The 26,103-nt window shown below is 60.5% G+C and carries 27 protein-coding genes; 12 read left to right on the top strand and 15 right to left on the bottom strand.

Annotated elements, in window-relative coordinates:
* The 4 genes from purC to dapA form a co-directional block, all read right to left on the bottom strand.
* A partial coding sequence (gene purC, locus GIW28_RS20425) for a phosphoribosylaminoimidazolesuccinocarboxamide synthase (protein ID WP_236490407.1) occupies positions 1-639 on the bottom strand: 639 nt, incomplete at its 3' end.
* 27 nt (positions 640-666) lie between these two features.
* Positions 667-1,425 (bottom strand): MBL fold metallo-hydrolase, encoded by a 759-nt coding sequence (locus tag GIW28_RS20430; RefSeq protein WP_017137339.1) that lies wholly within the window; start codon positions 1,423-1,425, stop codon positions 667-669.
* A gap of 4 nt (positions 1,426-1,429) precedes the next feature.
* Positions 1,430-2,545, bottom strand: coding sequence for an outer membrane protein assembly factor BamC (bamC, locus tag GIW28_RS20435; protein WP_017137338.1), 1,116 nt, complete (start codon positions 2,543-2,545; stop codon positions 1,430-1,432).
* Between the two features lie 17 nt (positions 2,546-2,562).
* Complete coding sequence (gene dapA, locus GIW28_RS20440; RefSeq protein ID WP_017137337.1) at positions 2,563-3,441, bottom strand: 4-hydroxy-tetrahydrodipicolinate synthase; 879 nt, start codon at positions 3,439-3,441, stop codon at positions 2,563-2,565.
* Between the two features lie 273 nt (positions 3,442-3,714).
* Here dapA and GIW28_RS20445 point away from each other — a divergent pair, with 273 nt between their 5' ends.
* Positions 3,715-4,275, top strand: a complete 561-nt coding sequence (locus tag GIW28_RS20445) for a glycine cleavage system protein R (protein ID WP_017137336.1) — start codon at positions 3,715-3,717, stop codon at positions 4,273-4,275.
* A gap of 10 nt (positions 4,276-4,285) precedes the next feature.
* Positions 4,286-4,759: a peroxiredoxin gene (locus tag GIW28_RS20450; RefSeq protein WP_017137335.1), complete on the top strand. Its 474-nt coding sequence runs from the start codon at positions 4,286-4,288 to the stop codon at positions 4,757-4,759.
* A 144-nt stretch (positions 4,760-4,903) separates the two neighbouring features.
* On the opposite strand, the gene GIW28_RS20455 is transcribed toward GIW28_RS20450, so the two are convergent.
* On the bottom strand, positions 4,904-5,974 hold the full coding sequence (locus GIW28_RS20455; protein WP_017137334.1) for an AI-2E family transporter: 1,071 nt from the start codon (positions 5,972-5,974) through the stop codon (positions 4,904-4,906).
* Between the two features lie 31 nt (positions 5,975-6,005).
* Positions 6,006-6,245, bottom strand: a complete 240-nt coding sequence (locus GIW28_RS20460; RefSeq protein ID WP_017137333.1) for a sulfurtransferase TusA family protein — start codon at positions 6,243-6,245, stop codon at positions 6,006-6,008.
* A gap of 95 nt (positions 6,246-6,340) precedes the next feature.
* On the opposite strand from GIW28_RS20460, the gene GIW28_RS20465 reads away from it, so the two are divergent.
* Entirely contained in the window at positions 6,341-7,774 is a 1,434-nt protein-coding gene (locus tag GIW28_RS20465) for a M48 family metalloprotease (protein WP_017137332.1), read from the top strand.
* 67 nt (positions 7,775-7,841) lie between these two features.
* Here GIW28_RS20465 and GIW28_RS20470 read toward each other — a convergent pair whose 3' ends face one another.
* From GIW28_RS20470 to rpoE, 4 genes are all read right to left on the bottom strand, one after another.
* A complete protein-coding gene (locus GIW28_RS20470; RefSeq protein WP_017137331.1) occupies positions 7,842-9,281 on the bottom strand; it encodes a DegQ family serine endoprotease in 1,440 nt (479 codons plus the stop codon).
* Between the two features lie 234 nt (positions 9,282-9,515).
* Positions 9,516-10,475, bottom strand: a complete 960-nt coding sequence (locus GIW28_RS20475; protein WP_099548637.1) for a MucB/RseB C-terminal domain-containing protein — start codon at positions 10,473-10,475, stop codon at positions 9,516-9,518.
* A 16-nt stretch (positions 10,476-10,491) separates the two neighbouring features.
* Positions 10,492-11,079, bottom strand: coding sequence for a sigma-E factor negative regulatory protein (locus tag GIW28_RS20480; RefSeq protein WP_034096393.1), 588 nt, complete (start codon positions 11,077-11,079; stop codon positions 10,492-10,494).
* Positions 11,080-11,111: 32 nt separating this feature from the next.
* Positions 11,112-11,693 (bottom strand): RNA polymerase sigma factor RpoE, encoded by a 582-nt coding sequence (gene rpoE, locus GIW28_RS20485; RefSeq protein ID WP_003172477.1) that lies wholly within the window; start codon positions 11,691-11,693, stop codon positions 11,112-11,114.
* A 463-nt stretch (positions 11,694-12,156) separates the two neighbouring features.
* On the opposite strand from rpoE, the gene nadB reads away from it, so the two are divergent.
* Positions 12,157-13,773, top strand: a complete 1,617-nt coding sequence (gene nadB, locus GIW28_RS20490) for an L-aspartate oxidase (protein ID WP_017137328.1) — start codon at positions 12,157-12,159, stop codon at positions 13,771-13,773.
* Here nadB and GIW28_RS20495 read toward each other — a convergent pair.
* Both GIW28_RS20495 and GIW28_RS20500 read right to left on the bottom strand, forming a co-directional pair.
* Complete coding sequence (locus tag GIW28_RS20495; protein ID WP_017137327.1) at positions 13,742-14,188, bottom strand: hypothetical protein; 447 nt, start codon at positions 14,186-14,188, stop codon at positions 13,742-13,744. The genes nadB and GIW28_RS20495 overlap by 32 nt on opposite strands.
* Positions 14,172-14,426 (bottom strand): FAD assembly factor SdhE, encoded by a 255-nt coding sequence (locus GIW28_RS20500; protein ID WP_017736358.1) that lies wholly within the window; start codon positions 14,424-14,426, stop codon positions 14,172-14,174. The genes GIW28_RS20495 and GIW28_RS20500 overlap by 17 nt, the downstream gene beginning before the upstream one ends.
* Positions 14,427-14,566: 140 nt before the next feature.
* Between GIW28_RS20500 and ygfZ the strand changes: the two genes are divergently transcribed.
* Together ygfZ and GIW28_RS20510 are read left to right on the top strand one after the other, a co-directional pair.
* On the top strand, positions 14,567-15,508 hold the full coding sequence (gene ygfZ / locus GIW28_RS20505; RefSeq protein ID WP_099548636.1) for a CAF17-like 4Fe-4S cluster assembly/insertion protein YgfZ: 942 nt from the start codon (positions 14,567-14,569) through the stop codon (positions 15,506-15,508).
* A 36-nt stretch (positions 15,509-15,544) separates the two neighbouring features.
* The gene (locus tag GIW28_RS20510) at positions 15,545-16,366 is read left to right on the top strand and encodes an HDOD domain-containing protein (protein ID WP_017137324.1); all 822 of its coding nucleotides are present in this window, start codon (positions 15,545-15,547) and stop codon (positions 16,364-16,366) included.
* Here GIW28_RS20510 and GIW28_RS20515 read toward each other — a convergent pair whose 3' ends face one another.
* A complete protein-coding gene (locus GIW28_RS20515) occupies positions 16,367-17,752 on the bottom strand; it encodes a sensor histidine kinase (protein WP_017137323.1) in 1,386 nt (461 codons plus the stop codon).
* Positions 17,745-18,416: a response regulator gene (locus GIW28_RS20520; protein ID WP_017137322.1), complete on the bottom strand. Its 672-nt coding sequence runs from the start codon at positions 18,414-18,416 to the stop codon at positions 17,745-17,747. The genes GIW28_RS20515 and GIW28_RS20520 overlap by 8 nt, the downstream gene beginning before the upstream one ends.
* Positions 18,417-18,651: 235 nt before the next feature.
* Here GIW28_RS20520 and GIW28_RS20525 point away from each other — a divergent pair, with 235 nt between their 5' ends.
* Genes GIW28_RS20525 through GIW28_RS20545 form a run of 5 tightly spaced genes read left to right on the top strand, consistent with a single transcriptional unit; the run spans position 18,652 to position 24,023 of the window.
* On the top strand, positions 18,652-19,941 hold the full coding sequence (locus GIW28_RS20525) for an OprD family porin (RefSeq protein ID WP_017137321.1): 1,290 nt from the start codon (positions 18,652-18,654) through the stop codon (positions 19,939-19,941).
* Between the two features lie 33 nt (positions 19,942-19,974).
* A complete protein-coding gene (locus GIW28_RS20530) occupies positions 19,975-20,958 on the top strand; it encodes a Bug family tripartite tricarboxylate transporter substrate binding protein (RefSeq protein ID WP_017137320.1) in 984 nt (327 codons plus the stop codon).
* A 60-nt stretch (positions 20,959-21,018) separates the two neighbouring features.
* A complete protein-coding gene (locus tag GIW28_RS20535; protein ID WP_099548634.1) occupies positions 21,019-21,477 on the top strand; it encodes a tripartite tricarboxylate transporter TctB family protein in 459 nt (152 codons plus the stop codon).
* A 1-nt stretch (position 21,478) separates the two neighbouring features.
* Entirely contained in the window at positions 21,479-22,993 is a 1,515-nt protein-coding gene (locus GIW28_RS20540; RefSeq protein ID WP_065929105.1) for a tripartite tricarboxylate transporter permease, read from the top strand.
* Positions 22,986-24,023 carry an AbrB family transcriptional regulator gene (locus tag GIW28_RS20545; RefSeq protein WP_026013720.1) on the top strand — a complete coding sequence of 346 codons (1,038 nt, stop codon included), beginning with the start codon at positions 22,986-22,988 and terminating at the stop codon, positions 24,021-24,023. Before GIW28_RS20540 ends, GIW28_RS20545 begins: the two co-directional genes overlap by 8 nt.
* A 126-nt stretch (positions 24,024-24,149) precedes the next feature.
* Here GIW28_RS20545 and ung read toward each other — a convergent pair whose 3' ends face one another.
* Positions 24,150-24,842 carry a uracil-DNA glycosylase gene (gene ung, locus GIW28_RS20550; RefSeq protein ID WP_138453928.1) on the bottom strand — a complete coding sequence of 231 codons (693 nt, stop codon included), beginning with the start codon at positions 24,840-24,842 and terminating at the stop codon, positions 24,150-24,152.
* A gap of 135 nt (positions 24,843-24,977) precedes the next feature.
* Here ung and GIW28_RS20555 point away from each other — a divergent pair, with 135 nt between their 5' ends.
* Entirely contained in the window at positions 24,978-26,090 is a 1,113-nt protein-coding gene (locus tag GIW28_RS20555) for an enoyl-CoA hydratase/isomerase family protein (RefSeq protein WP_017137315.1), read from the top strand.
* The last annotated feature ends 13 nt before the right edge of the window (positions 26,091-26,103 follow it).

Here is a 26,103-nt window from a genome sequence, read left to right on the forward strand (position 1 = left end):
GTCTTTGTCCATCTTTTTCTTGGTGGCTTTGTCCCACAGGCGGCAGCCGTCCGGGCTGAATTCGTCGCCCAGGACGATGGTGCCGTCGTGGAACACGCCGAATTCGAGTTTGAAGTCGACCAGCAGCAGGCCTGCGTCGTCGAACAGCTTGCTCAGCACGTCGTTGACCTTGAGGGACAACTCTTTCATGCGTACCAGTTGCTCAGCGGTGCCCCAGCCGAATGCCACCACGTGGGATTCGTTGATGAACGGGTCGCCCTTGGCGTCGTCCTTCAGGAACAGCTCGAACGTGTAAGGGTTGAGCTTGAGGCCCTCTTCCACGCCCAGGCGCTTGACCAGGCTGCCGGCGGCGTAGTTACGCACGACGCATTCGACCGGGATCATGTCGAGCTTCTTGACCAGGCACTCGTTATCGCCCAGCAGTTTGTCGAATTGGGTCGGAATGCCGGCCGCTTCGAGTTTTTGCATGATGAAGGCGTTGAACTTGTTGTTCACCATGCCTTTGCGATCAAGCTGTTCGATGCGCTTGCCGTCGAACGCCGAGGTGTCGTTGCGAAACAGCAGGATCAGGCGGTTGGCGTCGTCGGTCTTGTATACCGACTTGGCTTTGCCGCGGTAGAGTTCTTCACGTTTTTCCATGATGGGCTCCGCTTGCTAAATGGTGGGCTAGGCGATGTGTCGCCAGTCGAGCCCTGAATCTTGATCGGCCAGTTGCAGCCAGTCCGGGTCGCACCCAAGGGTGTCGACAAAACATTGCCGCGCAAGCGCAGGCAGGTTGTTCTTGCTGCTCAGGTGGGCCAGGACCAGGTGTTGCAAGTCTTGCCAGCCCAACTCATACACCAGGTACGCCGCCTGGTGGTTGTTCAAATGTCCCAGTTCGCCGCCTACCCGCTGCTTGAGAAAGTAGGGGTAATGACCACGTGCCAGCAGGTCGCGGCAGTGGTTGGACTCGATCATCAAGGCATCGAGGTCACGGTAACCGTCCAGCACCTTGGAGCAGTAGGAGCCCAGGTCGGTGAGCACGCCGAAACGCCGCTGACCGCCACTGAATACATACTGCGTCGGTTCCTGGGCGTCGTGCGCTACGGCAACTACGTCAATGCTCAACGCACCGATCTGCAGCGTCTCGCCACCGGCCAGGAAGCCTGCGGGTTCTATGGGTTTGCGCATCCCGCGCAAGGTGCCGCGACTCAGGTACACCGGAAGATTGTAGCGCCGAGACAGCAAACCCACGCCATGCACGTGGTCGGCATGTTCGTGGGTCACCACAATTGCGCTCAGCTGCGAGGGGTGAACCCCCAGGCGCAGCAGGCGCCGCTCGGTTTCTTTTAACGAGAAACCACAATCCACCAGCACATACGTGTCGTCATGTGCGACCAGCGTGCCGTTCCCTTGGCTACCGCTGCCGAGAACGGCAAAACGCATCGGGTCAGCCCAGGTTGTCCTGAATCACGCCCAACACTTTGCGCGCTGTTTCAGCCGGCGCAACGGTGTTGATGTTCTTCTCGACGGTCACTTGTACGCTCTCGCCCACCTTGCTCAAACGAACCTGGTAACGCTCGGCACGTGTTTCGATCTCTTCCTTGGTCGGCTTGCTGCCGAACAACTTGCCGAAGAAACCTGGCTCGTCGTCTTTCTTCTCGGCCTTTTCCGCTACGTTGATGTAGTACAGGCCCAGGCTGCGGTTGATGTCTTCAACGCGCCATGGACCTTGCTCCAACGCACGGCCAACACTGGCCCAGGCACGGTCGAGGTCTTCACCCAGGGTGAGCACCACGTTGCCGCTGCCGTCTTCGGTGAGGCTGACGCGGTTAGGCGTGTCGAAGTTACCGGCGGCGAGCAGGGAAACCGAACCGCCCTTCTCGGAGATACGGCTCATGCTGGCCAGCATCTCGTCGACCAACGCGGCGTCTACGCCCATGTTGACCGAACGCGGGGTGAAATCGACGTTGGCAGTGCTGCCGGCAGGACGCTCGGCGCTCACCACGTAGACTTCACTGGTATTGCGCTGCACGCCTGGCTCGATGCGCACACGCACACGGGCTTCGCTGTCGGGCGCTACACCGCTCGCCTGCAGGCGCTTGGCCATGCTGGCGGACAGTTCGCTGCCGTGCTGCCATGCCGTGGTGAACTCACCGGTTTGCGGGCGTTGTTGATCAATGCTGAAACCGTTGTCCTGGAAGAACTGCACCGCCACTGGCCAGACTTCAGCCGGTGGGCGTTGGGCCATGATCCAGCGGTTGTCGCCGCTCTTTTGCAGGCTGTAGTCGCTGGTGTCCGCCACGGCCGAGATCGGCTGCGGGCGTGGCACTACGTACTCGCCCTTGGTGGTGTCATCGGCGACGTTGCGCGGAATCGGCAACAACGGGTCAAGGCGCTTGGCGACGTTGACGTCCGGCGGCAGTTGCATCGGTTTGGTTGCTTGGGCTTCCAGGTAATCGCTGCCGCGGTCACGGAAGTAGCCTTCCGGGCCCCATACCCAACCGCAGCCACTGGTGCTGGAGATAATCAAGGCAAGTGCGGAAAGTCCGGCCAATCGCTTCATGCGTAGTGCTTCCTCAATTAAACCAGGACGCCGGACTGGCGCAGGGCCTGTCGCAGCGGTTCGTGACAGGCTTCGCTGAGCCGGGTGAGCGGCAGACGGATACCGTCCGGCATCAAGCCCATCTCAAACAGTGCCCATTTCACGGGAATAGGGTTGGATTCAATAAACAGTGTCTTGTTGAGCGGCATCAGTTGCTCGTGGATCGCACGGGCTTTTACGGCGTCACCGGCGATGGCGGCGGCGCACATGTCGCTCATGGCGCGTGGCGCGACGTTGGCGGTCACCGAGATGTTGCCTTTGCCGCCCAGCAGGATCAGCTCGACCGCCGTGGCGTCGTCACCGGAATACACCAGGAAGTCGCTGCTCACGCCGGCCAGGATGTCCTTGGCGCGCTGCAGGTCGCCGGTAGCTTCCTTGATGCCGATAATGTTCGGCACGGTGGACAGGCGGATCACGGTCTCGGCCTTCATGTCACAGGCCGTGCGGCCAGGAACGTTGTAGAGGATCTGCGGGATGTCGACGGCTTCGGCGATGGCCTTGAAGTGCTGGTACAAGCCTTCCTGGGTCGGCTTGTTGTAGTACGGGGTTACCAGCAGGCAGGCATCGGCGCCGGCTTTCTTGGCGTTCTTGGTCAGCTCGATCGCTTCACGCGTCGAGTTGGCGCCTGTGCCGGCGATTACGGCAATGCGGCCCGCCACGCGCTTGACCACGAACTCGATGACCTGGATGTGTTCTTCCACATCAAGGGTGGCCGATTCACCTGTGGTGCCGACCGCCACGATGGCGTTGGTGCCTTCTTGCAGGTGGAAGTCCACCAGTTTGCCAAGGCTGTCCCAGTCGAGATGACCTTGTGCATCCATGGGTGTGACCAGTGCCACCATACTGCCCGCAATCATGCAACCGCTCCTGCCGGAAAAAGAGAGCCGTAATGGTACTGGCGCCAAGATGCTTGTACAAGCGAAGTACCGCCTGAGGATGCGTTCTGGGGCAACTAAACGACGGGCAATGCCATCATTGGGCCAAAGCGCGGCTTGAAGCACGCTGAAATCAGACCGATCGCGTAATGAAAACGCCACCTCCTAGCCCTTGGCGATGGTTTTCGCTACCCTTCATCCTTTGATCGATACGGCCCACACAGTATCGACCGCTCATCGCTTTAGGAAGGCTGCATGTCCACCCCCACAGTTCGCGAACAATTCCTTGTTATCAGTGCCCTCGGCGCCAACCCCATGGAGCTGACCAACGTCCTGTGCCGCGCCAGCCATGAGAACCGCTGCGCCGTCGTGACCTCCCGCCTCACCCGCCACGGCGAGTGCAGCGCGTTGGTGCTGCAGATCTCCGGCAGCTGGGACGCCCTGGCGCGCCTCGAAACCGGCCTGCCGGGCCTGGCCAAGAAGCACAACTTCACCGTCAACGTCGTGCGCAGCGCCGCCCTGGAAAACCGCCCGCAGGCCCTGCCTTATGTGGCGTATGTCAGCTCGGCCTACCGCTCGGACATCGTCAATGAGCTGTGCCAGTTTTTCATCGACCACAACGTCGAGCTGGAAAACCTGACCTGCGACACCTACCAGGCACCGCAAACCGGCGGCACCATGCTCAACGCCACGTTCACCGTGACCTTGCCGGCCGGCGTGCAGATCAGTTGGCTGCGTGACCAATTCCTGGATTTCGCCGATGCCCTGAACCTCGACGCACTGATCGAGCCATGGCGCCCACAGAACCCAATGTAAGGAAGTACCTATGCCGGTAGCCATCGACAAACCCGTGGCCGATTTCGAAGCCCAGGCCACCAGCGGCCAGACGTTCAGCCTTGCAGCCCTCAAGGGCAAGCAAGTGGTGATCTACTTCTACCCAAAGGACAGCACCCCGGGTTGCACCACCGAGGGTCAGGGTTTTCGTGACCAGTACGCCGCGTTCAAGGCTGCCAATACCGAAGTGTTTGGCTTGTCGCGAGACAGCGTGAAGTCCCACGAGAACTTCAAGGCCAAGCAGGAATTCCCCTTCGAGCTGATCAGCGACAAGGACGAAGCGGTTTGCCAGCTGTTTGATGTGATCAAGCTGAAGAAGCTGTATGGCAAGGAATACCTGGGCGTGGACCGAAGCACGTTCCTGATCGACAAGGATGGCGTGCTGCGTCAGGAATGGCGAGGTGTGAAAGTGCCGGGCCATGTGGATGCGGTGTTGGCGGCGGCACAGGCATTGAATAAAGCTTGACCCCTGCTGAACCAGCTTGCTGTGGCGAGCGAGCTTGTTGTGGCGAGCGAGCTTGCTCGCGTTGGAGTGCGAAGCGCTCCCGCTTTTACGGGGCCGCTACGCAACCCAAAGGGAGCAAGCCCCCTCGCCACAATAAGGTTGCTGTTACAAAAGCGGCGCCACCACCGGCTCTTGCCGCGGCCACGCATCCAGTACGGCCTTGAACAGCGTCGCCAGCGGGATTGCAAAGAACACGCCCCAAAACCCCCACAGCCCTCCAAACAACAGCACCGCGCAGATGATCGCCACCGGGTGCAGGTTGACGGCCTCCGAGAACAGCAGCGGCACCAGCACGTTGCCATCCAGGGTCTGGATAATCCCGTACACCGCCATCAGGTAGATGAACTGGTCGCTCCAGCCCCACTGGAACAACGCGATCAACATCACCGGCACGGTCACCACCACCGCGCCCACATACGGCACTACCACCGATACACCCACCAGCAAGGCGAGCAGCGCCGCGTAGTTCAGCCCGAGCGCGACAAACGCGATGTAGGTGACGCCGCCACAGATCACAATCTCAATGACCTTGCCGCGAATATAGTTGGCAATCTGCCGGTTCATTTCTTCGGCCACTCGGGTGATCAGCGCCCGTTCACGCGGCAGATAGCCGCTGACCCAGCGGCCGATCATTGCGCGGTCCTTGAGGAAGAAGAACACCAGGATCGGCACCAGCACCAGGTAGATCATGATGTTGACCAGGAGCGGCAGGCTGGACAGGGAAAAAGTCAGCGCCCATTGTCCGAACTTTCCGATCTCGCCGCGCGCCACTTCAATGGCCTGCAACACCTGCTCGTCCGATACCAGGTGTGGATAACGCTCCGGCAACAGCAGCAACAGCGATTGCCACTTGGCGAGCATGCCCGGCAACTCGTTGAACAAGGTGATCAACTGATGCCACAGCAATGGCAGCACCACGACGATAAACACCACCAACAGCCCCATGAACAGGGCAAAGACCAGCCCTACCGCCACACCGCCGGGCAAACGCAGACGTTCCAGGGTAGTGACCAAACCTTGCATCAGGTAGGCCAGCACCATACCCGCCAATACTGGCGCCAGCATGCCGCCCAAGGTGAGCACGGCGGTAAAAGCCAGGAATAGCAGGACGGCCAGCACCACCGCTTCTTCATCGGAAAAATAGCGCTGAATCCAGTCTCGCAACACTTTGAACATCAATCAACCTCGGGCGGTGGGGGCGAACAGTTCAGGCCTTGCGCAACCAGTAACGGTACACACCGGCGGCATCTTCTTCGTGCAGCAGGGTGTGCCCGGCCAGCTTGGCAAAGGTGCGAAAATCGCGCTGGGAGCCTGCGTCCGTGGCGATCACCTTGAGCACGGCACCGCTGGCCAAGCGGTTGAGTTCCAGCTTGGCCTTGAGCAAGGGCAGCGGGCAATTGAGGCCACTGGCATCGAGTTCGGCGTCAAAGGCTACAGCGTTGGTCATCGGTTTGCTCCGGGCATGCGTTTGGAGTGCTTAGAATATCTGGTCCGAAGCTCAGTGTCCGGCTACAGTAAGCTCTTTGTCGAAAGGCTTTGTGCATGACTTTTTTGCGCCCTACCCTGCTGACGCTGGCTTGCCTGCTGGCCTCCCCGGCCTTCGCTGACGACCTGCCGTCACTCGGCGACGCCAGTTCTGCCATTGTCTCGCCGCAACAGGAATTCCAACTGGGCCGCGCATGGCTGGCCTACCTGCGAGGCCAGGTCTCGCAACTCAATGACCCGCAGCTCAAGGATTACGTCGAAACCAGCGTGTACAAGCTGGTGGAGACCAGCCAGGTGAATGACCGACGCCTGGAGTTCATCCTCATCGACAGCCCGCAACTCAACGCCTTTGCCGCACCCGGCGGGATTGTAGGGGTTAACGGCGGCTTGTTCCTGAATGCTCAGACTGAAGGCGAATATGCCTCGGTACTCGCTCACGAATTGGCTCACCTGTCCCAACGTCACTTCGCGCGAGGTGTGGAAGCGCAGTCGCGCATGCAGATTCCGATGATGGCCGCCCTGCTCGGCGGCATTATCGCGGCGGCAGCGGGTGCAGGTGATGCTGGCATTGCCGCGATTGCGGGCAGCCAGGCGGCAGCTATCCAGGAACAGCGCAGGTTTTCGCGCCAGAACGAACAAGAGGCTGACCGTATCGGCATCCTCAACCTGGAAAAAGCCGGTTACGACCCACGCTCCATGCCGACGATGTTCGAACGCCTGATGCGCCAATACCGTTTCGATGCCAAGCCACCGGAGTTTTTGCTGACTCACCCGGTGACCGAGTCGCGGATCGCCGACACCCGCAACCGTGCCGAACAAGCCAAGCAGGGCGGCAAGGAAGACAGCTTGCGCTACCAACTGATTCGCGCACGGGTGCAGTTGCAATACGAAGACACGCCGGGGCTGGCCGCCAAGCGCTTTCAGGCGCAATTGGACGAGAACCCGAAAAACGATATAGCGCGTTATGGCCTGGCCATCGCGCAGATCAAGGGTACCCAGTTCAAAGAGGCACGGGAAAGCTTGCAGCCGCTGCTGGCCAAGGCGCCCAACGACATTACCTACAACCTGGCGCAGATCGAGTTGGATATCGACAGCAACCGCCTGCCGGATGCCCAGCAACGTACTGACCGGATGCTGGCCCAGTACCCCGGCAGCTATCCGCTTAATCAGATTCGCATAGATGTGCTGCTCAAGCAGAACCGTACGGCCGATGCTGAAAAGGCATTGGACGGGTTGCTCAAGTCGCGCCCCGATGATCCGGATGTGTGGTACCAGGTGGCAGAGACTCGCGGCCTGTCCGGCAATATCATTGGTCTGCATCAGGCACGCGCCGAGTACTTTGCTTTGGTGGGTGACTTCAAGCAGGCCATTCAGCAATTGGACTTTGCCAAGCGCCGGGCCGGCAACAACTTCCCACTGTCCTCGCGTATCGACGCGCGCCAGCGTGAGCTGATCGAACAGGAACGCTTGGTGAAAGGGATGATGAGCTAAAACCATCGCCCACAAAAAAGCCCCGCTTTCGGTAACCGAAAGCGGGGCTTTTTATTGAGCTAGCGGATTACTCGGCCAGCTTGAAGGTGATGAAGCTTGCACGGCCCTGACGCAGCACGCGCATCGACACCGAGCGATTCTTCGGCAACGCTTTGGCGATGTCGGTGAATTCCTTGGTGGAGTTGATCGCCTGGTTGTTCAGGTGGGTGATCACGTCGCCCGGCTGCAGACCGATCAAGGCGGCTGGGCCGTCCTGGACTTCTTTGATCACAACACCGCTCTTGAGGTCGAAGCTCTTCTTCTGCTCGTCGGTCAACTCAACCACGGCAATGCCCAAGCGATTGCTGCTGCGCTCAACGCCTGGCTTGGCGTTGCCCAGTGCGTCCAGGGTTGCACCCTCTTCCGGGATCGCGCCGACGGTCAGCTCAACGGTCTGGCGCTTGCCGTCACGAATCACTTCCAGCTTGGCTTTGCTGCCGGCTTTCAGAGCGCCTACCAGATGCGGCAGGTCGGCGGACATGACGATCGGCTGGCCATTCATGCTCAGGATCACGTCGCCCACTTGCAGGCCGCCCTTGGCAGCCGGGCCGTCGTCCTGAATCTGCGCGACCAAGGCACCGGCCGGCTTGTCGAGGCCGAACGATTCAGCCAGGTCTTTGTTCACTTCCTGGATCACCACACCCAACCAGCCACGGCTGACTTTGCCGCCGCTTTTGAGCTGGTTGGAAACGTCCATGGCCACGTCGATCGGGATGGCGAAGGACACGCCCATGAAACCACCGGAACGGGTGTAGATCTGCGAGTTGATCCCCACCACTTCGCCCGCCAGGTTGAACAGCGGACCACCGGAGTTACCCGGGTTGATCGGCACGTCGGTCTGGATGAACGGTACGTAGTTTTCATTTGGCAGGCTGCGACCGATGGCGCTGACGATACCCTGGGTCACGGTATGGTCGAAGCCAAACGGTGAACCGATCGCAACCACCCATTGCCCGGCTTTAAGGTCCTGGGATTTACCCAGTTTCAGTACGGGCAGGTCTTTACCTTCGATTTTCAGCAAAGCCACGTCGGAACGCGGATCGGTGCCCACCAGCTTGGCTTTCAACTCACTGCGGTCGGCCAGGCGCACGAGAATTTCGTCAGCGTCGGCAATCACATGGTTATTGGTGAGGATGTAGCCGTCTGGCGAAATAATGAAGCCCGAGCCCAGGGACTGCGCCTCACGCTGCCCGCCACCGCCGCCACGCGGGGAGCGTTGTTGCGGCATACCGCGCTCAAAGAACTCGCGCAGCATGGGCGGCAAGCCTTCCAGGTCAGGCATCTGCTGGTTCGAGACTTTGCGATCCGGCAGCTTCTGCGTGGTACTGATATTCACCACGGCAGGCGAAGCCTGCTCCACCAATTGGGTGAAGTCAGGCAGCTCGGCCGCTTGCGCGGACACTGCCTGACCCAGCACCAATACCGTGGCGACTATGGTTAGGTAAGACTTCAAACGTGGTATCGACATACAGCTCCCGTTACGACGAGCAGGGTTGAGCGACAGGGTTCAAGAAACGCCGAAAACTTCGACCGGCATTTTTGTTCCGCGAACAAAATAAGGTCAGAGCCGACAAGCTCTGACCTATAAAAAACATGGGGATGTTTTGCAAGTGAAAATACTGATCCAGAAATTTCATGCTCTCAGCCCCCAACCGCGCAAAGGCTCACATTGAAAGGTCAGGATGAACATAGGATTAACGACTCATGGCTTGGCGGCGGTCTTTTCGCCGCGCACCGACAGCGCGATGCGTTCGGCGGTGCCGATGGGGATTTCGCCTACAACCGTCACCATGACTTCGCCATCGACCGTGTTCAGACGGCGCGACACGGCCACAGTTGGGCCAAGCTGCGTGCGTGTTTCGCTCACACTCGCACCGTCGGTGGACTCAAGAAACACTGAGAAACGTGCAAGCCCGTCGTCGTACATCAGACTGTCGACAGTGGCGTGGGTCTGAGTATCTTTTCGCGAGACGCTGTTGGTGAGCTGAAAACCTGGAGGCAACCAGTCCAGATGCCATGCGTGGGTGGCGGGCACCTCGGGTGCTTTGGTGCTGGAAACAGCCACAGGTGAGCATTCGCTGCTGGGCAGTAAGTCATGATCTGATGGCGCAGCCGAAGTGTTCAGTCGAGTGAACTGGAAGCGCTCCAACAACTGACCCTGCTCATTGAGTAACAGGGACTTTAGCGGCAGCGCGGTTTCACGATCCAGGTGCAACTCAAAGCCATATCGGTATTGATCACGGGGAGTAATTGACACAATCACCGCATTCCGACCGGCCACGCGAGATTTGCCAATGACGGCCAGTTCGTAGAATTGAGTTAGTTTTTGCGGATCCAGAGCGCGCGAAGGCGCATCAGGCGAGTTGCCAAGGCCGGCAACCAAGGTGCCACTGACACACTGCGTGCGTCCATCTACGCGCACCAGTTCCTGGGCAGAGCCGTCGAGTTGCAACAGCCGCTCGCGGACGTGACCGTCTTGGACGCGATGCCAGATGTCATGGGTAGAGAAACTGCCGTTACGCTCGTAGACGAACGTACCTGCAAAGCTTTGCTGCTGTTCTGCACGCCCAAGTCGAGTCAGCCAGTCTTGGGCTTCGTCGGCATGGGCGGATAGTGCAAAACAACCACTGAGCAAAAGCGTAAGGAGCGGTATGGCGCGCATAGGGCCCCTTAGCGGTTTAGCGGTTTTCCAGGCTGGCTGCACGAGCGTATGGCAGAGCGCTTTCAGTGCCTTTCAAGGCCGATTCCTGTGCGTGTTGGCGCAGGTAGCCTGGAAGACGCTGGTCCTGCCAACCGGATTGCCCTTGAAGTACGCCGTTGGCCATAGGGCCGGTGGCATCAGAGCTTTCCTTGTAGCCGGCCAGTACCGCTGGGCCTTTGACTTGCGGACCGGCCATGACCGGTTGCTGAGTCTGCTGGGCCAGTTCGGCACCGGCAATTTCGTCCTGGTTGTACAGGCGAACACCGGCCAACACGGCAACAGTCACCGAGGCAGCTACTGCCAGGCGACCCAGGCTACGCCATGGACCACGAGCAGCTTTTGCCGGAACGGCTTCATCGGCCAACGCGGCAGAAACGGCCGCAGCAATATCCAGACGAGGGATTAAAAGATCCTTGTGCATCACCGCCCGAGCGACTTGGTAACGAGACCAGGTATCACGGGTTTCGGCATCATCAAATGCGTTGAGCACCCGACGAAGTTCCAGTTCATCCGCTTCGTTATCCATCACTGCGGACAGCGATTCCTGCAGGGCATCACGACTCATGGCGGTTCCTCTCTTGGCTGTCGCCGCTGTCTTTAGTTTTCCTGCAACAACGGTTGCAAGGCTTTGTCGATGGCTTCCCGGGCCCGGAAAATCCGTGACCTTACAGTCCCCACCGGACATTGCATGACGCTCGCAATGTCTTCGTAACTGAGACCATCGAATTCACGTAAAGTTAACGCCGTACGCAAATCTTCTGGCAGTTGCTGAATAGTGCGATGAACGGTGCCTTCGATCTCGTCGCGCAGCAAAGCACGTTCCGGCGACTCGAGATCTTTGAGGCCGTGATCACCATCGTAAAATTCTGCATCTTCTGAACTTACATCACTGTCCGGTGGGCGGCGGCCGCGAGACACCAGATAGTTCTTCGCCGTGTTAATGGCGATGCGGTACAGCCACGTGTAAAACGCACTGTCACCGCGAAAATTGCCAAGTGCACGGTACGCCTTGATAAAGGCTTCCTGTGCAACGTCCTGCGCTTCATGGGTGTCGTGCACAAACCGCACGATCAACCCGAGAATTTTGTGCTGGTATTTCAGCACTAGCAGATCAAATGCTCGCTTGTCGCCACGTTGAACGCGCTCGACCAGCTGCTGATCCTCTTCCTGGGTTAGCATGAACACTCCTCGTTGTACTCACAGGAGGCTTGCATAACTAAACGATCAGGCTTGCAAACATAGACTAGGACTTCTCGCAAAAGTTCTCCCCCTCCAAGCAAGTTTCCGGCATGCACTGATTTGGCACACACGAAAAACGCAGCACGGGCTAGGCCGGCTGCGCGAATAATCTTGTCGCCGGTTTTCTGACGCGTCCAATGCTCCCGACGGGCCAATAAACTCAACGTTTTCCCAGCTTTCGGGCAACCTGCTATTGAGTCGGGGCTCATGCAAAAAGTTCCAATCTCAATAGCCGGCCCATATGACCCCAGCTGTGCACCGTAATTTCACTTTGCTACGAATGCCCGACTATTGTGCCGCTCCCCCCCTCTATATACTAGTGGCCCGTGTGACCCTTTGATTCGCCGATCCAGGCGTCCTGTTTGCGCCAGCCCTTTGGATCGCTTTTTGCGGAATCCTTCAAATGAGCCAACAGTTTCAACACGATGTCCTGGTGATCGGTAGCGGTGCGGCCGGCTTGAGCCTGGCACTCACCCTCCCCAGCCACCTGCGCATTGCGGTCCTGAGCAAGGGCGACCTGGCCAATGGCTCGACATTCTGGGCCCAAGGCGGTGTCGCCGCGGTACTGGACGACACCGACACAGTGCAATCCCACGTCGAAGACACCCTTAACGCCGGCGGCGGCCTGTGCAACGAGGACGCGGTGCGCTTCACCGTCGAGCATAGCCGCGAAGCCATCCAATGGCTGATCGACCAGGGCGTGCCGTTCACCCGCGACGAACACGCGGGCAGCGATGACGGCGGATTCGAGTTCCACCTGACCCGCGAAGGTGGCCACAGCCATCGCCGCATCATCCACGCCGCCGATGCTACTGGCGCCGCCATCTTCAAGACCCTGCTCGAGCAAGCCCGCCAACGCCCCAACATCGAATTGCTGGAGCAACGCGTCGCCGTCGACCTGATCACCGAAAAGCGTCTGGGCCTGGACGGCGAACGCTGCCTCGGCGCCTACGTGCTCAACCGCGCCAGTGGCGAAGTGGACACCTACGGCGCACGCTTCACCATTCTCGCCTCAGGCGGTGCCGCCAAGGTCTACCTCTATACCAGCAACCCCGACGGCGCCTGCGGTGACGGTATCGCCATGGCCTGGCGTTCAGGCTGTCGGGTGGCCAATCTGGAATTCAACCAGTTCCACCCCACCTGCCTGTATCACCCGCAAGCCAAGAGCTTCCTCATCACCGAAGCCCTGCGCGGTGAAGGTGCGCACCTGAAACTTCCCAACGGCGAGCGCTTCATGCAGCGCTTCGACCCCCGCGCCGAACTGGCGCCACGGGATATCGTGGCCCGCGCCATCGACCACGAAATGAAGCGCCTGGGCATCGACTGCGTCTACCTCGACATCAGCCACAAACCCGAAGCCTTCATCAAGACGCACTTTCCCACCGTCTATGAGCGCTGCCTGGCGTTCAACATCGATATCACCAAAGGCCCGATCCCGGTGGTCCCGGCCGCGCACTACACCTGCGGTGGCGTGATGGTCGACCAACACGGTCGCACCGACGTGCCCGGCCTGTATGCGATCGGCGAAACCAGCTTCACCGGCCTGCACGGCGCCAATCGCATGGCCAGCAACTCGCTGCTCGAATGTTTCGTCTACGCACGCTCGGCGGCCACCGACATCCTTGAACAGCTACCCCGCATCCCGGTGCCCGCTGCCCTGCCGCGCTGGGACGCCAGCCAGGTGACCGACTCCGACGAAGACGTGATCATCGCCCACAACTGGGACGAACTGCGGCGCTTCATGTGGGACTACGTAGGCATTGTGCGCACCAATAAGCGCCTGGCACGGGCTCAACACCGCGTGCGTTTGCTACTGGACGAAATCGACGAGTTCTACAGCAACTACAAAGTCAGCCGCGACCTGATCGAGTTGCGCAACCTGGCCCAGGTTGCCGAGTTGATGATCCGCTCAGCCATGGAACGCAAGGAAAGCCGCGGCCTGCATTACACCCTCGACTACCCGCAGATGCTGCCCGAAGCCCGCGACACTATTCTGGTGCCAGCCACCTACGGCGACTGAACTTCAAGCGCACCCGCAGGCGTCGGTGCACATCGGCGACCTGCGAATCCATCGGCACACAGACCGAACGCACCCACCACTCGCCCTGCACCCGATAGCGCAGCACCACGATCAGCGGCAACGCCAGGCTGTCCGGACGCAGCTGTACGCTGTGCCAGCCGCGCTCGGCACTGAACAATTGCCAGCCATCTTCGTCACGGCGCAGGCCACGAATCGACGAACGGTGAGTCAGCAGGATATGACGCGGCAACACCCAGGCGGCATGGGCCAGGCACACCAGAATGCCAAGGCTTGCGAAGGGCAAATCGATAAACAGCAAGGCACCCAGCGCGAACAACTGGGCAAGCAGGTACGCCGCCAGCAACAGCCGTGAGGCCTGCCAGCGGCATTCGAAGCGATTACTTGGGCTGGACACGATCCAGGATCATCCGAACCATGCGCTGCAACTCCGGGTCTTCAGATTCGGCGCGTTCCATGAACCAACCGAACATGTCCTGGTCTTCGCACGTCAGCAGCCGCACATAGAGATCGCGGTCTACCTTATCCAGCGTCGCGTACACTTCTTTAGTGAACGGCACCAGCAACACATCCAACTCCAGCATGCCACGGCGGCTGTGCCAGTAGAGGCGGTTGATTTCTACATCTTCGACCATGGACTGCTCCTCAAATAGCGCGCAAGTATACAGGCCCAACGGCAGCGGAACACTCGGCTTTGGTCGCCCCATACGGAAACTATCCATTTGCCGGGCGCCCCTCTATGATGCACGCATGACTTTTTGACCTGCGAAGACCCATGGCCGACTCTGCATTTTTCTGCCCCCTGACACACGAAGGCGTCCTTGCCGTCCGCGGCTCCGACGCCGCCAAGTTCCTGCAAGGGCAACTGACCTGCAACCTCAATTACCTGAGCGACACCCAGGCCAGCCTTGGCGCGCGTTGTACGCAAAAAGGCCGCATGCAGTCGAGTTTTCGCATCCTGCTGCAAGGTGACGGCGTGTTGCTGGCCATGGCCACTGAGCTGCTCGAACCGCAACTGGCAGACCTGAAGAAATACGCGGTGTTCTCCAAATCCAAACTCACCGACGAAAGCGCCGCCTGGGCACGCTTTGGCCTGTCGAATGCGGATCAAACCCTGGCCACCCTTGGGCTTGAGCTGCCAACTGAAACCGACAGCGTGGTGCGCACCGACACATTGATTGCCATTCGTGTCTCCCAGAACCGCGCCGAACTCTGGGTGCCTGCCGAACATGCCGAAGGCGTACGCCAGCAATTGGCCAGCCAACTGCAACAAGCTGACTTGAATGACTGGTTGCTCGGCCAGATCCGCGCCGGCATCGGCCAGGTCATGCCGCAGACCCGCGAACTGTTTATCCCGCAGATGCTTAACCTGCAGGCCGTAGGCGGCGTCAGCTTCAAAAAAGGCTGCTACACCGGCCAGGAAATCGTCGCGCGCATGCAGTACCTGGGCAAACTCAAGCGTCGCCTGTATCGCCTGAGCCTCAATGCGGCGCAATTGCCCGAGCCAGGCACTCCGCTGTTCTCGCCCAACCATAACAGCGCGATCGGCGAAGTCGTCATCGCGGCAAAAGCTGACCATTCCATTGAACTTCTGGCCGTGCTGCAAGCCGAAGCTGCCGACAGCGGCGATGTGCACGTCGGCACCCTGGAAGGCCCCGGCTTACAACTGCTCGACCTGCCGTACCTACTGGATCGAGATAAAGAGATCCAGCGTTAATCGCCGCACCTTTTTGCAACACCCTAGAGAGCATGAATGAACAAGCTGGCGGAAAAAGTCCAACAGGCTTTGGTAACGGCCATCGACAACGATGACCTGGTTCTGCCGACATTACCGGAAGTGGCCTTGAACATTCGTCAGGCCGCGGAAGACCCGGAGATCAGCATCAGCCACTTGAGCAAAGTGATCGGTCGCGATACCGCGCTGTCGGCGCGCCTGATCAAAGTGGTGAACAGCCCGCTGCTACGCGCAACCCAGGAAGTCACTGATCTGCATACCGCCATCACGCGGCTGGGCACCAACTACAGCAGCAACCTGGCCATCGGTCTGGTCATGGAACAGATCTTCCACGCCCGCTCCGAAGTCGTCGAACTGAAAATGCGCGAAGTGTGGCGCCGCAGCCTGGAAGTGGCAGGCGTGAGTTATGCCTTGTGCCGCAACCACAGCCACCTCAAGCCGGACCAGGCCGCCCTCGGCGGGCTGGTGCATCAGATTGGCGTGCTGCCGATCCTCACCTACGCCGAAGACCGTTACGAGCTGTTGGCCGACCCGGTCAGCCTCAACCATGTCATCGACAGTATTCACCCGTTGCTGGGTGACAAACTGCTGGGTGTGTGGGATTTCCCGGAAATGCTGGCCAAGCTGCCGGGGCAGTACCTGGATTTGGAGCGTGACTCCCCAAGCCTGGACTACATCGACGTGGTGCAAATCGCCGTACTGTATTGCCACCGAGGCACCGCGCATCCATTGGCCAACGTAGACGTTACCAGCCTGCCGGCGCTCAAGAAGCTGCGCATCGACCCCTACAGCGAAACATTGCGTGCCGAGCTGGATGAAGCGCGCTCGATGTTCTATTGACTACCCCGCGATAAAACTCACCCGCACCTTCAACCCCGCCAATTCACCATCATGCAGGCTGATCTGCGCCAAATGCGCCCGGCAGATCTCGCCGACAATCGCCAGCCCCAAGCCCGAGCCCATGCCCTGCTGGCTGCGGCGGTAGAAACGTTCGAAAACCCGGTCCCGCTCATCCAGCGGGATGCCTGGGCCGTCATCTTCAACTTCCAGGATCGCCGGCGCGGTCACCCGCAGAATCACGTTCCCGCCCGATGGGGTGTGGGCCAGGGCGTTATCCACCAGGTTGCTCAACAGCTCATTCAACAAAGTCGGCTCACCGCGCAGCCACACCGGTTCGTCCGCCTCCAATGCCAGGGCAACGCCCCGCGCGTGGGCCAGCGGCGCCATGGCCATGCCGAGTTCCCGCGCCAGCTGGCTGAGGTCAAGCAATTGCGCACCGCCCTCGGCAATCGCCCGCGCGCCGTTTTCGATGCGTGCCAGGGACAGCAATTGGTTGGCCAAGTGGGTCAGACGGTCGGTGCCTTGGGCTGCGGTTTCCAAGGTACTGCGCCACGTCGCCGGGTCGCTGCTGCGCAGGCCCAGCTCAAGCCGGGCCTTGAGCGCCGCCAGCGGGGTGCGCAATTCGTGGGCGGCGTCGGCGATAAACTGCGCCTGGCGCTCGAACTGGCCGCGCAAGCGCTCGGTGAAATGATTAAGCGAGCGCACTAACGGGCCGAACTCATGCTGCACCTCCACCAGCGGCAGCGGGCGCAAGTCGTCGGGCTGGCGTTCTTCCACGGCGGTGCGCAGGCGTTCCAGCGGGCGCAGTGCCGCACTCACGGCAAACCACACCAGCAATAACGCACCGACCGCCAGCATGCCCAGGCGCAGCAGAGTGTCGGCCATCAGGCTGCGAGCCATGCTCTCGCGAGCTTCGTCAGTTTCCGCCACGCGAATTTCCGCCATGCCGTTCATGTTCGGCTCTGACACCGCCTTGAGCAGGCTGACCACCCGCACATGCTGGCCCTGGTACATGGCGTTGTAGAACCGCGCCAACGCCGGGTAATCATCGGTGCGCGGCGTGCCCGGCGGTGGGCCAGGGAGGTTTTCGTAGCCGGAGATCAATTTTCGGTCGATGTCATTGACCTGATAATAGATCCGCCCGGCACTGTCGTAGGCGAAGGTATCCAGCGCCACATACGGCACATTGGCACTCAGGGTGCCGTCCACCTGGGTCAACCCGGCGGCGATGGTGCGCGCAGAAGCCAGCAAAGTGCGGTCATAGGCGGTGTCGGCAGCTTCGCGGCCATTCCAGTAAGCACTCATGCCGCTGGCGAGCATCAGCACCACCAGCAGCAGCGCCAGGTTCCACAGCAGCCGCCAGCGCAGGCTGCTGGGCTTATGCATCACGGGCTTCCAGCAAGTAGCCAAGGCCACGGAAGGTCACGATGGCGATGGGCTGGCCGTCGAGCTTCTTGCGCAGGCGGTGCACGTAGATTTCAATCGCGTCGGGGCTGGCTTCCTCGTCCAGGCCGAACACCTGGGAAGCCAGTTGCTCCTTGCTCATCACGCGGCCGGGCCGCGCGATCAGCGCCTCAAGCACCGCCTGCTCGCGAGAGGTCAACGTCATCAGCTCGCCGCCCACGGTGAAACGCCGGGTATCCAGGTCGTAGACCAGCACGCCGCACGCCTGCTGACGTTCACCGCCCAGCACACTGCGGCGCAACAGCGCCTTGACCCGCGCTTCCAGCTCGGTCAACTCGAAGGGCTTGGCCAGGTAGTCATCAGCGCCCAGGTTCAGGCCATGCACACGGTCTTTTACATCACTGCGCGCCGTCAACATCAACACTGGCAGATTTTTCCCACGCGCCCGCAGACGCGCCAACACCTCAAAACCATCCATGCGCGGCAGCCCCACATCGAGGATCACCACCGCATATTCCTCGCTGCTCAAGGCCAGGTCCGCGGCCACGCCGTCGTGCAGTACGTCGACGGTCAAACCCGTGCTCTTGAGCGCTTGGGCAACACTTTCGGCGAGTTGCAGATGGTCTTCAACCAAGAGGACACGCATGGATTTTCACCTCGTTCGGGCATGGTCGACGCCACGCTTTGGCGGGCAGTTTACAGGCGCCGCCTGCCCTGTGAAGCCCGAAAACATTGAAAGGCAGCTGAAAGGTTAGTGAAAGCTTCGCCCTTTAGCATCCAGCAACGGTGGGTAATGCCCGCCGAGCTACCTGATCAGTAGCGATCGAAAAACGCCTCGAAGCGTTTTCGCCAAAATAAGAACAATAACGGAGTACACCACGATGCTGTCGACCCAGCCCCAGGCTTGCCCGCCTGTGCGTTTTTCCCGTCTTGCCAAGACCGCCCTTGCCAGTGCCACCGCCCTTGCCGGCTTTTCGCCGCTTGCCCAGGCTGCCTTCTTTGAAGACAGTAGCGCGACCCTGGAAACCCGCAATATGTACTTCAACCGCGACTTTCGCGACGGCACCAGCGCGCAGCAATCCAAGCGCGACGAATGGGCTCAGGGCTTCATGCTCAACCTGCAATCGGGCTACACCGACGGCACCGTCGGCTTTGGTGTGGACGCGCTGGGCATGCTCGGGGTCAAGCTCGACTCCAGCCCCGACCGCACAGGTTCTGGCTTGCTGCCCACTGACAACGGCCGCGCTGTCGACGACTACGCCAAACTCGGCCTGACCGGCAAAGTGAAGATCTCCGCCACCGAACTCAAGATCGGTGCGCTGATCCCCGAACTGCCGACCCTCAAGCCCAACGACGGCCGCATCCTGCCGCAGACCTTCAACGGTGGCTTGCTGACCTCCAAAGAATTCAAGAACCTGGTGTTTACCGGCGGCCGCCTAGACAAAGCCAAAGACCGCGATTCCACCGACTACGAAGAAATCGCCCTCAATAACAAGAACAGCCGTTTCGTCAGCGGGGCTACCGGCAAGCACTTCAACTTCGGCGGCGTTGACTACAAGTTCGCCGACAAGATCACCGGCAGTTACCACTTCGCCCAACTCGATGACGTGTACCGCCAGCACTTCCTCGGCCTGGTGGCCTCGCGCCCACTCGGCCCCGGCACCTTCGGCACCGACCTGCGCCTGGCCATCAGTGATGACACGGGCGCGGCCCATGGCGGCAAGATCGACAACAGATCCCTCAACGGCCTGTTCAGCTATGCCCTCAATGGCCATAAGCTCAGCGCCGGCTACCAGCACATGTCCGGCGACAGCGCCTTTCCGTATGTGGATGGGGCCGACCCGTACCTGGTCAACTTCGTACAGATCAACGACTTTGCCGGCGCCGAAGAACGCTCCTGGCAAGCGCGCTACGACTACGACTTCGCCAAGCTGGGCATTCCCGGCTTGAGCTTCATGAGCCGTTACCTGTCGGGTGACAACATCAAGCTCAAGAACGGTGAGACCGGCAAGGAGTGGGAACGCAACAGCGAGATCCGCTACATCGTACAAAGTGGCACGTTCAAGGATGTCGCGTTTCGCCTGCGTAATGCCACGTACCGTTCCAACTACTCGGCCCGTGATGCGGATGAAGTACGCGTGCTGGTCAGCTATAGCGTCGCACTTTGGTAGTAGCCCCTAAATAACAACAAGACGGAGATTCAAATGACCTATTCACTGCGTAAATTGGCCCTCGCCGCCGGCTGCATGTTGTTCGCCGGCCAACTGCTGGCCGCCGACGAACCCAAACGCCCGGAATGCATCGCCCCAGCCTCCCCCGGCGGTGGTTTTGACCTGACCTGCAAACTGGCGCAAAGCGCGTTGGTCAATGAGAAGCTGCTGAGTAAACCGATGCGTGTGACCTACATGCCCGGCGGCGTGGGCGCGGTGGCCTATAACGCGGTGGTAGCACAGCGCCCAGCGGACGGCGGCACACTGGTGGCCTGGTCCAGCGGTTCGCTGTTGAACCTGGCCCAGGGCAAGTTCGGCCGTTTTGATGAAAGCGCCGTGCGTTGGTTGGCAGCGGTCGGCACCAGCTACGGTGCCATCGCAGTGAAAAGCGATTCGCCCTACAAGACCCTCGACGATCTCGTCAAAGCCTTGAAGAAAGATCCGGGCAGCGTGGTGATCGGTTCCGGCGGCACCGTAGGCAGCCAGGACTGGATGCAAACCGCCCTGATCGCCAAGGCCGCCGGCATCAACCCGCGCGAACTGCGTTATGTCGCCCTCGAAGGCGGCGGTGAAATCGCCACCGCCCTGCTCGGCGGCCACATCCAGGTGGGCAGCACCGACATCTCCGACTCCATGCCGCACATCCTCAGCGGTGACATGCGCCTGCTAGCGGTGTTCGCCGAAGAGCGCCTGGACGAGCCGGAAATGAAGAACATTCCGACCGCCAAAGAGCAAGGCTACGACATCGTCTGGCCAGTGGTCCGCGGTTTCTACCTCGGGCCAAAAGTCAGCGATGCCGACTACGCCTGGTGGAAAGAAGCGTTCGACAAACTGCTGGCCTCCGAAGAGTTCGCCAAGCTGCGTGACCAGCGCGAGCTGTTCCCGTTTGCCATGACCGGCCCGGAGCTCGACACCTACGTGAAGAAACAGGTGGCTGACTACAAAGTGCTGGCCAAAGAGTTCGGCCTGATCCAGTAATCGCCCCTCTTTTGCACGGCTGCGCCCTCTTTAACGGGCGGCGCGGCCCAGGAGTTCCACATGCTCTTACAACGCATTTTCGCCTCGGTGATGCTGCTGGTCTGCGCCGGCCTGGCACTGATGGCCTGGCCGTATCAGGCGGCGTTTTCCTACGAGCCGGTCGGCCCACGTGCCTTTCCGCTGCTGATGCTCGGCCTGATGAGCCTGGGCCTGATCTACATGATCTTTCGCCCGCAGCCAACCAAGCACACCGAAGAAGAACCCGCGCTGGACCGCGAAACCCTGATCAAGATCAGCCTTTGCGTCGCGCTGCTGATCGTGTTCGCCGGCACTTTCGAGCCATTGGGCTTCATCCTCAGCAGCATGTTGATCGGCATTCCAATGGCACGCCTGTATGGCGGCCGCTGGTTGCCCAGCGTAGTGATCGTCACCCTCATGGCTATCGGCCTGTACCTGCTGTTCGACAAGGCCATGGATGTACCGCTGCCCCTCGGCCTGCTTGAAGTTCTGGAGAACTGATATGGATACGTTCAGCTATTTGGGCCAGGGCTTCGGCGTTGCACTGACCCCTTACAATCTGGTGACCGCGCTGTGTGGCACCCTGATCGGCACCGTGGTCGGCCTGTTGCCGGGCCTGGGCCCGATCAATGGCGTGGCCTTGTTGATCCCCATCGCGTTCGCGTTGGGCCTGCCGCCGGAATCGGCGCTGATCCTGCTCGCGGCTGTGTACCTGGGCTGCGAATACGGCGGCCGTATCAGCTCGATCCTGCTCAACATCCCGGGCGAAGCTTCTACCGTAATGACTACCCTCGACGGCTACCCGATGGCCCGCAAAGGCCTGGCCGGTGTGGCGTTGTCGCTGTCAGCATGGAGTTCGTTCATCGGCGCGTTTATCGCCACCTGCGGCATGGTGCTGTTTGCGCCGCTGCTGGCCAAATGGGCGATTGCCTTCGGCCCGGCGGAATATTTCGTGCTGATGGTGTTCGCGATTGTCTGCCTGGGCGGCATGGCCGGTGACAAACCGCTGAAGACGTTTGTTGCAGCGCTGATCGGCCTGTTCCTCTCGGCCGTGGGCATCGATGCCAACAGCGGCGTGTACCGTTTTACCGGCGACAACATCCACCTCACCGACGGCATCCAGTTTGTGGTGTTGGTACTGGGTCTGTTTTCCATCAGCGAAATCCTGTTGCTGTTGGAAAAAACCCACCGTGGCCAGGAAGCGGTAAAAGCCACCGGGCGCATGATGTTCAATCTGAAGGAAGCCGGTGCTGTCTTTGTAGTTAACATCCGCTGCGGCCTGCTCGGTTTCATAATGGGCGTGCTGCCGGGTGCTGGTGCAACCCTCGCTTCGGCTGTTGCCTACATGACCGAGAAACGCCTGGCCGGTGCCAGCGGCAAATTCGGCCAGGGCGACATGCGCGGCCTCGCTGCGCCGGAAACTGCAATCGGTGCGTCCGCCTGCGGCGCCCTGGTGCCGATGCTCACCCTAGGCGTACCCGGTTCGGGCACCACGGCGGTGATGATCGGCGCGCTGTCGCTGTACAACATCACACCCGGCCCGCTGCTGTTCCAACAGCAACCGGACATCGTCTGGGGCCTGATCGCTTCGTTGTTTGTCGCCAACATCATGCTGGTGATCCTCAACATCCCGATGATCCGCATCTTCACGCGCATCCTCGCCGTACCGAACTGGGCGCTGGTGCCGGTGATCGCCATCATCACCGCCATCGGTGTGTACGCGGTTCACGCCACCACCTTCGACCTGTTCCTGATGGTCGGCATCGGCATCTTCGGTTACATCCTGCGCAAGCTGGACTTCCCGCTGTCGCCGGTACTGCTGGGCTTTATCCTCGGTGGCCTGATGGAGCAGAACCTGCGCCGCGCGCTGTCGATCTCCAACGGTGCGCTGGAAATCCTCTGGTCCAGCCCGATCACCTTTGGCGTGTGGGTACTGACGGCGATCATGTTGTTCGTGCCGCTGCTGCGTATCTGGCGTAAACGTGCCCAACAGCGTCGCGCCCTGGCCGATGTCTGAGGTCACCTTTAAACAATGGTGGGCAACACCGCTGGTCGGCCTGGCCGGCGGTTACCTGGCCAGCCTCGTCGGCTGGCCTTTGCCCTATATGGTCGGCTCGTTGCTGGCGATTATCCTGGTGCGCTGCCTCACGCCGTGGCAGTTGGCGGAGATTCCCGGCGGGCGCAAATGTGGCCAATGGGTGGTAGGCATCGGCATCGGCCTGCACTTCACGCCGGTGGTGATCGAGCAAGTGATGAGCCACTTCGGCCTGATTTTCTTCGGTGCGCTGATCACCAGCCTGTCGAGCGTGGTCGGCGTGTGGTTAATGCGCCGCAGCGGCGAAGACCGCGCCACCGCGTTTTTCTCCAGCATGCCGGGCGGTTCCGGTGAAATGGTCAACCTCGGCGCCCGTAATGGCGCAGTGCTCAGCCGTGTCGCAGCGGGGCAAAGTTTGCGTGTGCTGGTGGTGGTGCTGTGTGTGCCGGCGATCTTCAAGTACTTGCTCGAAGGCGGCACGCCGCAGTTTCACCCGGCGCCAGTGAGTTGGGGTTGGCTGGCGCTGCTGTTCCCGCTGGGCGCGCTGGTGGCCTGGGGCTGGCAGCGTTTACGTCAGCCAAACCCGTGGTTGTTCGGGCCACTGTTGGTCAGCGCGACTGCCAGTGTTGTCTGGGACTTGCATTACGGCCTGCCGGACGGCGGCAGCCAGATCGGCCAGTGGCTGATCGGCAGCGGCCTGGGCTGCCACTTCAACCGTCAGTTCTTCCGTCGTGCGCCGTCGTTCATGGGCCGTACCTTGATCGGCACCGCCTTGACCATGGCGCTTGCGACGTTGGCGGCGGTGGGCTTGAGCGCGCTGACGCAGCTGGATTTGCGCTCACTCACCCTGGGCATGATGCCGGGCGGCATTGCCGAAATGAGCCTCACGGCAGAGACTTTGCAGCTATCGGTGCCGCTGGTAACGGCGATGCAAGTGATGCGCTTGTTGTTTGTGCTGTTTTTGGCTGAGCCGTTGTTCAGGCACTGGAATCGTCAGCCGGAAAAAATCTAAGCCTTCACAAAATTCCAATGTGGGAGCTGGCTTGCCTGCGATAGCGGTGGTTCAGTCAATAAATGTATCGGCTGACAGACCGTCATCGCAGGCAAGCCAGCTCCCACATTAGGTTGTGACTAACCTTTAGAGTGGCGGCAACCGCCACTCAATCGGCGTCTCGCCATTCTGCTCAAGAAACTTGTTGGTACGACCGAAGTGCCCACACCCCAAAAACCCGCGATACGCCGACAGCGGCGACGGGTGCACCGAGGTCAGCACCAGGTGCTTGGTCGCATCCACCAGCTTTTGCTTGCCTTGCGCATGGGCGCCCCACAACAGGAACACCAGGTGCGGCTGGTGCTCGCTGACCACTTCGATCACACGATCGGTAAAGAACTGCCAACCCTTGCCCGCGTGGGCATTGGCATTCGCGCGCTCCACGGTCATGGTGGTGTTGAGCATCAGCACGCCCTGGTCGGCCCAGCTTTGCAGGCAGCCGTGGTTGGGAATGTCGATGTTCAGGTCGCGCTTGAGCTCTTTATAGATATTGACCAGTGACGGCGGCGTCGGCACGCCCGGTTGTACCGAGAAGCACAGGCCATGGGCCTGGCCGGGGCCGTGGTATGGGTCCTGGCCGAGGATCACCACCTTGACCTTGTCCAACGGTGTGGAGTTGAGCGCATTGAAGATCAGCGGGCCAGGCGGGTAGATCTCTTTGCCGGCGGCATGTTCCTGGCGCAGGAACTCGCGTAGTTCGGCCATGTAGGGCTTGTCGAACTCATCCCGCAGGGCGTGTTTCCAGCTGGGTTCGAGTTTGATGCGGTCGCCTTCGGTCATGGTGTGTTCATCGTGTAAAAAAGAATGGGCGAACCCTAGGAAAGCCGACCCCGCTTGTCAATTGATCTGACACATCATCGGCACTTTCCTTTGAAGCGTTCATACTGAACCTTCACTTTCTCGATTGAGGTCACGATGAACCTGCACTTCGAAGAGCTGACCGGCAGCGACGGTGCCCGCCTCGGCATCGCCAGCCTGGACGCGGAAAAATCCCTCAACGCACTGTCCCTGCCCATGATCCTGGCCTTGGACGAACGCCTGGAGGCCTGGGCCAAAGACCCGAATATCGTGTGTGTACTGCTGCGCGGCAATGGCCCCAAAGCCTTTTGCGCCGGTGGCGAAGTCCGCAGCCTGGCCCAGGCCTGCCGTGAACTCCCCGGCGAAGTGCCCGCCCTGGCCGCGCAGTTCTTCGCCGCTGAATACCGCCTCGACTACCGCCTGCACACCTACCCCAAACCGCTGATCTGCTGGGGCCACGGCTATGTATTGGGCGGGGGTATGGGCCTGCTGCAGAGCGCTTCGGTGCGTATCGTCACACCGAGCAGCCGCCTGGCCATGCCCGAGATCAGCATCGGCCTGTACCCGGATGTTGGGGCCAGTTGGTTCCTGTCGCGGTTACCGGGCAAGCTGGGGTTATTCCTTGGCCTCACCGGCGCCCATATCAACGGCCGCGATGCGTTGGACCTGGGCCTGGCCGACCGTTTCCTGCGCGATGACCAGCAGGAAGCGTTGATAGATGGCCTGCTGCAATTGAACTGGCAGGAACAAACCGCGATGCAGCTCAACAGCCTGCTCAAGGCGCTCGCCCAGGAAGCCGTTGACCAGCAACCCGAAGCGCAATGGCTGCCGCGCCGTGCGCAGATCGACGAATGGCTGGATGTGGCTGATGTGCGCTGTGCCTGGCGCGCCTTGAGCCCGTTACGTGAGCACGCCGACCCGCTGTTCAGCCGCGCCGGCAAAAACCTGAGTGAAGGCTGCCCGCTGACCGCGCACCTGGTGTGGGAGCAGATCCAGCGGGCGCGGCACCTGTCGTTGGCCGAGGTGTTCCAGATGGAATACACACTGAGCCTCAATTGCTGCCGTTACCCGGAGTTTGCCGAAGGCGTGCGGGCGCGCTTGATCGACAAGGACCAGACGCCCCATTGGCACTGGCCGGATATCAATACGATCCCGGACGCGGTGGTGCAGGCGCATTTCAACAAGGTGTGGGAAGGCCGGCATCCGCTGGCGGATTTGTCCGATTACTGAAAAGTGTCGCCCA

Source organism: Pseudomonas sp. PA-5-4B (assembly GCF_021606215.1).
In the GTDB taxonomy this organism is placed as follows: Bacteria; Pseudomonadota; Gammaproteobacteria; order Pseudomonadales; family Pseudomonadaceae; genus Aquipseudomonas; species Aquipseudomonas edaphica.

What these genes read in the sequence shown, in the direction of transcription:
- GIW28_RS20430 (WP_017137339.1), bottom strand. Translation starts at nt 1,425, where the DNA reads ATGCGTTTTGCCGTTCTCGGCAGCGGTAGCCAAGGGAACGGCACGCTG.
- bamC (WP_017137338.1), bottom strand. Translation starts at nt 2,545, where the DNA reads ATGAAGCGATTGGCCGGACTTTCCGCACTTGCCTTGATTATCTCCAGC.
- dapA (WP_017137337.1), bottom strand. Translation starts at nt 3,441, where the DNA reads ATGATTGCGGGCAGTATGGTGGCACTGGTCACACCCATGGATGCACAA.
- GIW28_RS20445 (WP_017137336.1), top strand. Translation starts at nt 3,715, where the DNA reads ATGTCCACCCCCACAGTTCGCGAACAATTCCTTGTTATCAGTGCCCTC.
- GIW28_RS20450 (WP_017137335.1), top strand. Translation starts at nt 4,286, where the DNA reads ATGCCGGTAGCCATCGACAAACCCGTGGCCGATTTCGAAGCCCAGGCC.
- GIW28_RS20455 (WP_017137334.1), bottom strand. Translation starts at nt 5,974, where the DNA reads ATGTTCAAAGTGTTGCGAGACTGGATTCAGCGCTATTTTTCCGATGAA.
- GIW28_RS20460 (WP_017137333.1), bottom strand. Translation starts at nt 6,245, where the DNA reads ATGACCAACGCTGTAGCCTTTGACGCCGAACTCGATGCCAGTGGCCTC.
- GIW28_RS20465 (WP_017137332.1), top strand. Translation starts at nt 6,341, where the DNA reads ATGACTTTTTTGCGCCCTACCCTGCTGACGCTGGCTTGCCTGCTGGCC.
- GIW28_RS20470 (WP_017137331.1), bottom strand. Translation starts at nt 9,281, where the DNA reads ATGTCGATACCACGTTTGAAGTCTTACCTAACCATAGTCGCCACGGTA.
- GIW28_RS20475 (WP_099548637.1), bottom strand. Translation starts at nt 10,475, where the DNA reads ATGCGCGCCATACCGCTCCTTACGCTTTTGCTCAGTGGTTGTTTTGCA.
- GIW28_RS20480 (WP_034096393.1), bottom strand. Translation starts at nt 11,079, where the DNA reads ATGAGTCGTGATGCCCTGCAGGAATCGCTGTCCGCAGTGATGGATAAC.
- rpoE (WP_003172477.1), bottom strand. Translation starts at nt 11,693, where the DNA reads ATGCTAACCCAGGAAGAGGATCAGCAGCTGGTCGAGCGCGTTCAACGT.
- nadB (WP_017137328.1), top strand. Translation starts at nt 12,157, where the DNA reads ATGAGCCAACAGTTTCAACACGATGTCCTGGTGATCGGTAGCGGTGCG.
- GIW28_RS20500 (WP_017736358.1), bottom strand. Translation starts at nt 14,426, where the DNA reads ATGGTCGAAGATGTAGAAATCAACCGCCTCTACTGGCACAGCCGCCGT.
- ygfZ (WP_099548636.1), top strand. Translation starts at nt 14,567, where the DNA reads ATGGCCGACTCTGCATTTTTCTGCCCCCTGACACACGAAGGCGTCCTT.
- GIW28_RS20510 (WP_017137324.1), top strand. Translation starts at nt 15,545, where the DNA reads ATGAACAAGCTGGCGGAAAAAGTCCAACAGGCTTTGGTAACGGCCATC.
- GIW28_RS20515 (WP_017137323.1), bottom strand. Translation starts at nt 17,752, where the DNA reads ATGCATAAGCCCAGCAGCCTGCGCTGGCGGCTGCTGTGGAACCTGGCG.
- GIW28_RS20520 (WP_017137322.1), bottom strand. Translation starts at nt 18,416, where the DNA reads ATGCGTGTCCTCTTGGTTGAAGACCATCTGCAACTCGCCGAAAGTGTT.
- GIW28_RS20525 (WP_017137321.1), top strand. Translation starts at nt 18,652, where the DNA reads ATGCTGTCGACCCAGCCCCAGGCTTGCCCGCCTGTGCGTTTTTCCCGT.
- GIW28_RS20530 (WP_017137320.1), top strand. Translation starts at nt 19,975, where the DNA reads ATGACCTATTCACTGCGTAAATTGGCCCTCGCCGCCGGCTGCATGTTG.
- GIW28_RS20535 (WP_099548634.1), top strand. Translation starts at nt 21,019, where the DNA reads ATGCTCTTACAACGCATTTTCGCCTCGGTGATGCTGCTGGTCTGCGCC.
- GIW28_RS20540 (WP_065929105.1), top strand. Translation starts at nt 21,479, where the DNA reads ATGGATACGTTCAGCTATTTGGGCCAGGGCTTCGGCGTTGCACTGACC.
- GIW28_RS20545 (WP_026013720.1), top strand. Translation starts at nt 22,986, where the DNA reads ATGTCTGAGGTCACCTTTAAACAATGGTGGGCAACACCGCTGGTCGGC.
- ung (WP_138453928.1), bottom strand. Translation starts at nt 24,842, where the DNA reads ATGACCGAAGGCGACCGCATCAAACTCGAACCCAGCTGGAAACACGCC.
- GIW28_RS20555 (WP_017137315.1), top strand. Translation starts at nt 24,978, where the DNA reads ATGAACCTGCACTTCGAAGAGCTGACCGGCAGCGACGGTGCCCGCCTC.